Below are 6,795 nucleotides of genomic sequence, written 5' to 3'. Positions count from 1 at the left end.
GATCTGGTGCGAACGGGGGGCGGGCGGCCCGGCCGGGGAAGCGGCCGGGCCGGCGCCGGGTCAGAGCGACGCGAGGACCTGCTCCAGCTGGTCGAGGATCCGGACGGCCTCGGGGTAGCGGCTGGTGAAGAACGCCGGGACCGGGTGGACCTGGCCGTTCCTGGCCGCCTTGAGGTTCTTCCAGTTGGCCTGGCCGATCAGTTCGGTGGTCTCGGCCGAGGGCTTCCCGCCCTCCTCGTCGCCGTCGACGAGGATCACGTCGGCGGACTCCAGCTTGCCGATCTCCTCGAAGGAGAGGTCGGCCCAGGCGTCGGTGAAGGTGACGCCCGGCAGCGTGGCGAACCTGGCGCCCGCGTCCTTGACCACCAGGCCGAGCCAGGACTTGCCGTCGTAGGCGGAGAACTTGCCGGGCTCGCCGGAGTTGACGATCGCCCAGTTGGTCCTGGCCAGCTTCTCGGCGTAGGTCGCCTTCAGCTTGGCGGCCTTGTCCTCGTACTGCTTCTTCACCGCGAGTCCGGCCTCCGGGTGACCGGCGGCGTCGGTGACCTTCAGCGAGGTGGGCAGGAGTTCGTCCGGGTTGCCGATGCCGAAGGAGACCACCGGGGCGATCGGCTTGAGCTTGTCGATCTGGAACTGCACCCGCTTCGGGGCGGAGATGACGATCAGATCGGGCCGGAGCGAGGCGATCTTCTCGAAGTTGAGCTCGTTGCCCTCACCGACCAGCGGGATCTCCTTGACCTTGGCTTTCTGCTCGGCGGAGAGCGCCGCGTCGTCGATCGAGGTGACGCCGACCATCGGGATGCCCGCGTCCAGGAGCCAGGCGGCGGCGTAGGAGAGCCCGACGATCCGCTTCGGACTGGCCGGCACGGTGATGTCGCCGTCCGGGGTCGTCACCACGCGCGTGGTACCCGCGGTGCCCCCGGCCGGGGCCGCGGCGCCGCTGCCGCCCTCGGAGGTGGTGGAGCAGGCGGCGGTGAGGGCGATGAGCGCGGCGGCGAGGAACGCGGCGAGCGCGCCGCGCGAGCGGCCCGTCCGTGCTCCGGCGCCGGCCGGTCCTCGCTGCGCGGCTGTGGTGTGACTGGTCACCTGGGGTGCCTTTCGGTTCTTCGGTTTCTTCGACGGGCCGCGGCCTGCGGGGAGGCGGGCCGCGGCCCGGGTCCCGACCGGACGGCCGACGGTGCGGCCGGGTCGGGAGATCGGGGGTGGGATCAGGGGGTCGCGGGTGCGACCGCGTCGGCGACCCGGTCCTCGCCGTCGCCCTCGTCCTCGTCCTCGTCGTCGTCGTCGGGCAGGGTGGCGTTGCGCAGGCCCGGGACGGTCAGCGCCACGGCGACGGCGGCCAGGGCGCAGACCACACCGTTGATCACCGCCGCGCCCCCGGGGTTGAACCAGCGGGCGAGCAGGGCGACTTCGGCCTCGCCGCCGATCTCCCCGGTGGTCCCCTGGGCGGTCATGAAGCCGGACATCCGCCCGCGCAGCCGGTCCGGGGTGTGGTGCTGGAGCAGCGCGTAGTCGAGGATGGCCGCCACCGTGCCGGCCGCACCCGCGACCGCCAGGGCGAGGAAGGCCGGGACCACGGAGGGGCTGAGGCCGAAGCCGACGATCGCGAGGCCCGACACCAGCACCGCGCCGATCAGCACCGCGCCGGGCCGCCGGCTGCGGCCGATCCAGCCGCTGGTCGCCGAGGTCAGCACCGCGCCCACGGCCGGGGCGCTGTAGAGCAGGCCGAGCATGACCGTGCCACCGCCGTAGCGGACGTCGACGAGTTCGGGAAGCAGCACCACCGGGACCCCGAACAGCGAGGTGGCGCTGCCGAGCAGCAGCAGACCGCCCACCACCCGGTGGCGCAGCGCGTACCGGACGGCTCCCAGCAGGGAGTTGTCGGGCCCGGGGCGACGGCCGCCGGTCCCGCCCGCGTCGGCCCCGGCCCCGTCACTCCCGGCCCCGGCGGGCTCGTCCTCGTCGTCCTCCTCGAAGACCGGCGGCAGCGGACGGAGCCGGGTGACCAGCAGGGTGGTGACCGCGGTGGTGGCCGCGGTGACCGCGAACGCCGTACCCGGCCCGGCCGCGGCGAGCAGCATGCCGCCCAGGAAGGGTGCCACCACGGAGCCGATCTCGGTGGTCAGGGAGAGCAGCGCGCCGGCGGCGGGCAGTTGGTCCCGCCGAACCAGGGTCGGGGCGACCGCCATCAGGGCGGTGATGCTGACTCCGGAGGCGAGGCCGTCCCAGGCCACCCAGGGGAAGACCGCCCAGAGCTTCGGGGAGTCCTGGTAGGCGTTGACGGCGAGACCCGCGAAGGCGAGCGTGGCGGCGGCTCGGGCCGACACGATCAGTATGCGGCGGTCGTGCCGGTCGGCGAGCACACCGCCGACGAGGGAGCCGATGAGCACACTGACGCTCATCACCATGCCGACGGCGGCCACCGTGAGGGTCGAACCGCTGAGGTCGTAGACCTGCGAGGCCAGGGCGACGGTCGCGACGCCGAGCCCGAACAGGGAGACGGTGCGGGCGATGAACACGGCCCGGAAGTCGCGGCTCGCGCGCAGCGGCTCGATGTCGATCAACAGATCGCGCAGGGACACTCGAAGGCTCCTGGGGAGGAAGGGTGCCGGTCGCGGGTGCGCCGGGCGGGGCGGGCGTTCCCGGCCGGGGGCGGGAAGGGAGCGGGGGCGGGAAGCGAGTGGGGAACAGGGGCAGGAAGGGAACGGGGGACGGGGAACGGGCGGGGCGGTCCGGCCCCGGACGGCGGGGCCGGGTGCTACCGGCCCGGCGGACGGGCCGCCACCTCCGGTGGTCCGACCCCGGGGGCCGCCGCGCTGTCGCCGGGCCCGACGCCGCGGCCCGCACCGGCGGCGCGCGGCACGACGGCCCGCAGCAGCGGCCCGGTCATCACGGTGGTGATCAGGGCCATCAGCACGATCACGGTGTAGCCGCGCTCGCTCAGCACACCCGCCGAGAGGCCCACCGAGGCGACGACCACCTCGATCGCACCGCGGCAGTTCAGCCCGACGGCCACGGCCAGCCCCTGCCGGGACGGGAGACCGGCGAGCCGGGCGCCGCCGTACGCGCCGGCGATCTTGCAGCCGACGGCGACGGCGAGATAGCCGGCCGCCCAGAGCAGGGTGCCCGGGCCGCCGAGCGCGGTGAGGTCCATCCGGAGTCCGGCGACCGCGAAGAACACGGGGGCCAGCACGGTCAGGGTGACCGGCTCCAGTTGGGCGCGCAGCCGCTCCCGGTGGTAGGGCGATCGGCCGATCAGCAGTCCGGCGGCGAAGGCGCCGAGCAGTCCGTCCGACCCGGCCACCTGGGCCGCGACGGCGAGCAGCAGCACCAGGACGACGGCGGTGAGCAGCTCGCCGTGTCCGCCGGGCCCGGTGGCACCTGTGGCCCCCGTACCGCCGCCCCCGGCCGGATTCTCCTTGCGCGGCAGCCTGGTCAGGACCGCGTCGACCAGCCGGGGGCCGACCAGCAGGACGGCGGCGGTCAGCAGGACCAGTCCGGCCAGCGGGGCGACCAGCGCCCCGATCCCGGCGGAGGGCCCGGAGACGACGGTGACAGCGGCCAGCGCCAGCCAGCCCAGCGCGTCGGAGGCCAGCGCGACGGCGAGGATCATCCGGCCGAAGTCCGCCTGGGTGAAGCCGAGTTCGGCGAGGATCCGGGCCACGACCGGGATCGAGGAGATGCTCAGCGAGACGGCGACCAGCAGGACGAAGGCCACGTCGCCGGCCCGCGCGCCGGCGAACGAGGCGGGCAGCGCGAGCGCCAGGGCGAGGCCCGCCGCGAAGGGCAGCAGCACCGCCCCGGCACCGATCAGCAGCGTGGGTCGACCGAGCCGCCGCACCGCGTTCAGGTCGGTGTCCAGGCCGGTGAGCAGCAGCAGGAACGCCGCCCCGAGCCAGGCGACCGCGTTCAACGGGGCGCCGAGCAAACGCTCCTGAGGGATCATCAGTCGGGCAGCGTCCGACCAGAGCAGGCCGAGGACGGACGGGCCGAGCAGAACGCCCGCGAGCAGTTGTCCGATCACGGCGGGCTGGCCGAGCCGCCGGACGGCGGCCCCGGCCGCGTGCGCCGTCGCCGTGATGGCCAACAGCTGCACCAGCAGCGCCCATTGGGCGTGTTCGCCGAGTGAGGGGAAGCCCACCGGTCCGCCGACCTGCCTTTCTCGTTCTCGTGGGGCGGACCCCGCCTGCGGGGCGGGGTCCTTGGGGGCTGCCGTCCGGCTGCCGTCCGGCTGCCGGGCGCGGAACCGCCCGGCAGCCGGGCCGTGCGATCGGCCGGGGTGGCGCGGCCGTCCGGGCCGTGCAGTCGGTCCGGGCCCTCCGATCAGCCGGTGGCCGGCTCGGCCCAGGACAGGCCGTCCGGGCCGGGCACCAGACCGCCTTCCAGCAGCGGGGACTCCTTGGTCCCGGTGCCGAGCACACCGCGCCGCTGGATCTCGTTCATCTCCTGCATGACGTCACCGACGACCTTGGCGCCGAACAGGTGGTCCATCCGCTCGCCCGACTCGGTCTGCATGGAGCCGGTGGCGGCGACGGCGTCGGCGAGCGACTTCGAGGAGGAGGCGAACTGTTCGGCCAGCTCGGCCGGACCGGTCAGCGCGCGCTCGCGGGAGGCGACCCCGCCGACCAGGGTGACGAACGCCTCCAGGTCCGAGGAGTCGAAGGCGGTCACCTTCTTGGCCTTCCAGAAGTAGTTCTCCTCATTGCCCTGCATGTCGTAGAAGGCACTCAGGAACTCGTAGAACACCGCGTACTCGCGCCGGTAGCGGCCCTCGAACTCCTCGAAGGCCCGCTGCTCCGTCAGCTCGCCCGCCAGCACGCTGTTGATCGAGCGCGCGGCCAGCAGACCGGCGTAGGTTGCCAGGTGGACACCGGTGGAGAAGACCGGGTCGATGAAGCAGGCCGCGTCGCCGACCAGGGCCATGCCCGGCCGCCAGAAACGGGTGTTGGCGTACGAGTAGTCCTTGCGGACCCGCAGTTCGCCGTAGGTGCCCTCGGTGACCCTGGTGGCCTCGGAGAGGTAGTCACGGACGATGTCGCAGCGATCGACGAAACCGAGCAGCGCCTTCTCCTGCTCCTCCTGCGTGCCCTGGATCTCGGAGGCCCTCGTCCGGCTCACGACGGCGCCGACGCTGGTGAGCGTGTCACTCAGCGGGATGTACCAGATCCAGCCCTCGTCGAAGGCGGCGCAGAGGATGTTGCCCCGGTCGGCCCCCGGCAGTCGCTTGCCTCCCTCGAAGTAACCGAACAGCGCAAGGTTCTTGAAGAACTCGGAGTAGACCCGCTCCCCTCCGGCGTGCCTGCTGATCCGAGTCCTGTTCCCCGAGGCGTCGATGACATAGCGCGCCGTGGCCTCGTGGCGGCGGCCGTCCGGGCCCGTCCAGCGCACCCCGCTCACCCGGTCCCCGTCCTCCAGCACCTCCCCGACCGCGCAGTTCTCGCGCACGTCGACGCCGTGCTTGGCGGCGTTGCGCAGCAGGATGTCGTCGAACTTCATCCGCTCGACCTGGTACGCGTACGAGGTGGGCCCGGAGAGTTCCGGGGCGAGTGCGAAGAGGAAGTTCCACGGCACGGGGTTGGTGCCCCAGCGGAAGCTGCCGCCCCGCTTGACCATGAATCCGGCCCGCTCCATCTCGTCCTGGACGTCGAGCAGGCGACAGATGCCGTGCACCGTGGCGGGAAGCAGCGATTCCCCGATCTGGTAGCGCGGGAAGGTCTCCTTCTCCAGCAGGAGGACCCGGTGTCCGTGCTTGGCGACGAGGGTGGCGGCGGTCGAGCCACCGGGGCCGCCGCCGACCACGACGACGTCGAACTCCTCGTGCAGCGTGGGCTGTTCGGCAGTACTCAAGAGTGTTTCCTTCTGGGCGGTGGGACGGGGGCGGTCACTTGTCGCGGAGCAGTTCCCACCAGCGGGTGAGGGTGGCGCGGCCGGCCAGGTCGACGAAGGTGATCTCGGTCCCCGTCTCGTCGCGCCACTGCTGGACCAGGGTCATCAGCCGGATGGAGTCCATGCCCTGTTCGAGCAGGAGTTCGTCGTCCTCCAGGTCGCCGGGGTCGACCCGCAGGACATCGGCCACGTCCTGCCGTATGCGGTCCAGGCTCAGCCTCGGGGCGGGATTCTCGGCCATCGACAGCCGTCCTCTCTTCGGTCTGCGAGCGACTTCGGGGCACGGCGGCGGTCCGGTGATCACGGCACGTCCGGCGCGGCCCGACTTTCCCGATGTCAGTAAGGTTAGGCTTACCTAAGTTGGTTTGCGACCCTCCCGTCAAGCCCCCTCCCGGCGGGAATCGGCAGGCCGGGCCGACTCCGGACGGGCCGTCAACTCGGTCCGCGGTGACCGCCGAAGGTGGTGGCAGCGGGGCGAAGGCCGGGATTCCGACCCGACAGGGGCCACGCGGGCCGCGGGCCGTCGGGCCGCGCCCGGCCGACGGGAGGAGCGGATCCGTGACGGACGCCACAGGCGGACCGCGGACGGACACACGAACGAGCAGCACGGCGCGACCCGCCCGGCGGCGGGCACGGCGAAGCCGCCGGGCGCGCGGCAGTCACTCCGCCGCGCGCCCGGCGGCTCTCAGGATCTCTCGACGCCCCCCGCGACCGGGCCACAGGACGCGGCGGCGGGCGGGACGGCGGGCGGGAACAGGTCAGGACGCCCGGGGCAGGCCGGGGCCCGGGCCCCCCCGCGGGGGGGGGGGGGGCCCCCCCCCGGCCCCCGGCCCGGCCCCCCCCCCCCCCGGGCGCCCCTCCAGCGGCCCCCCCCGGAGTGCCTTTGCGGGTGGTGGTCCCCCCACGGCG

5 protein-coding genes are annotated in these 6,795 nt (G+C 73.6%); all 5 read right to left on the bottom strand.

The genetic code is table 11. The annotated features are described in order from the left end of the window. Positions 1-60: 60 nt before the first annotated feature. The 5 genes from ACIQ9P_RS21210 to ACIQ9P_RS21190 all read right to left on the bottom strand — a co-directional run bounded on the left by ACIQ9P_RS21210 (position 61) and on the right by ACIQ9P_RS21190 (position 6,127). Positions 61-1,086 (bottom strand): ABC transporter substrate-binding protein, encoded by a 1,026-nt coding sequence (locus tag ACIQ9P_RS21210; RefSeq protein ID WP_402358082.1) that lies wholly within the window; start codon positions 1,084-1,086, stop codon positions 61-63. Between the two features lie 122 nt (positions 1,087-1,208). Next, positions 1,209-2,582, bottom strand: coding sequence for an MFS transporter (locus ACIQ9P_RS21205; RefSeq protein WP_402358079.1), 1,374 nt, complete (start codon positions 2,580-2,582; stop codon positions 1,209-1,211). Positions 2,583-2,758: 176 nt separating this feature from the next. Next, positions 2,759-4,141, bottom strand: coding sequence for a cation:proton antiporter (locus tag ACIQ9P_RS21200; RefSeq protein WP_402358076.1), 1,383 nt, complete (start codon positions 4,139-4,141; stop codon positions 2,759-2,761). 182 nt (positions 4,142-4,323) lie between these two features. Further along, the gene (locus ACIQ9P_RS21195; protein WP_402358073.1) at positions 4,324-5,847 is read right to left on the bottom strand and encodes a tryptophan 7-halogenase; all 1,524 of its coding nucleotides are present in this window, start codon (positions 5,845-5,847) and stop codon (positions 4,324-4,326) included. A gap of 34 nt (positions 5,848-5,881) precedes the next feature. Beyond that, a complete protein-coding gene (locus ACIQ9P_RS21190) occupies positions 5,882-6,127 on the bottom strand; it encodes a phosphopantetheine-binding protein (protein ID WP_402358070.1) in 246 nt (81 codons plus the stop codon). Between the last annotated feature and the right edge of the window lie 668 nt (positions 6,128-6,795).

Source organism: Kitasatospora sp. NPDC094019, assembly GCF_044764505.1.
Classification (GTDB): domain Bacteria; phylum Actinomycetota; class Actinomycetes; order Streptomycetales; family Streptomycetaceae; genus Kitasatospora.
The sequence above is the reverse complement of the archived record's forward strand: the minus strand, read 5'-3'. Positions and strand labels throughout refer to the sequence as shown.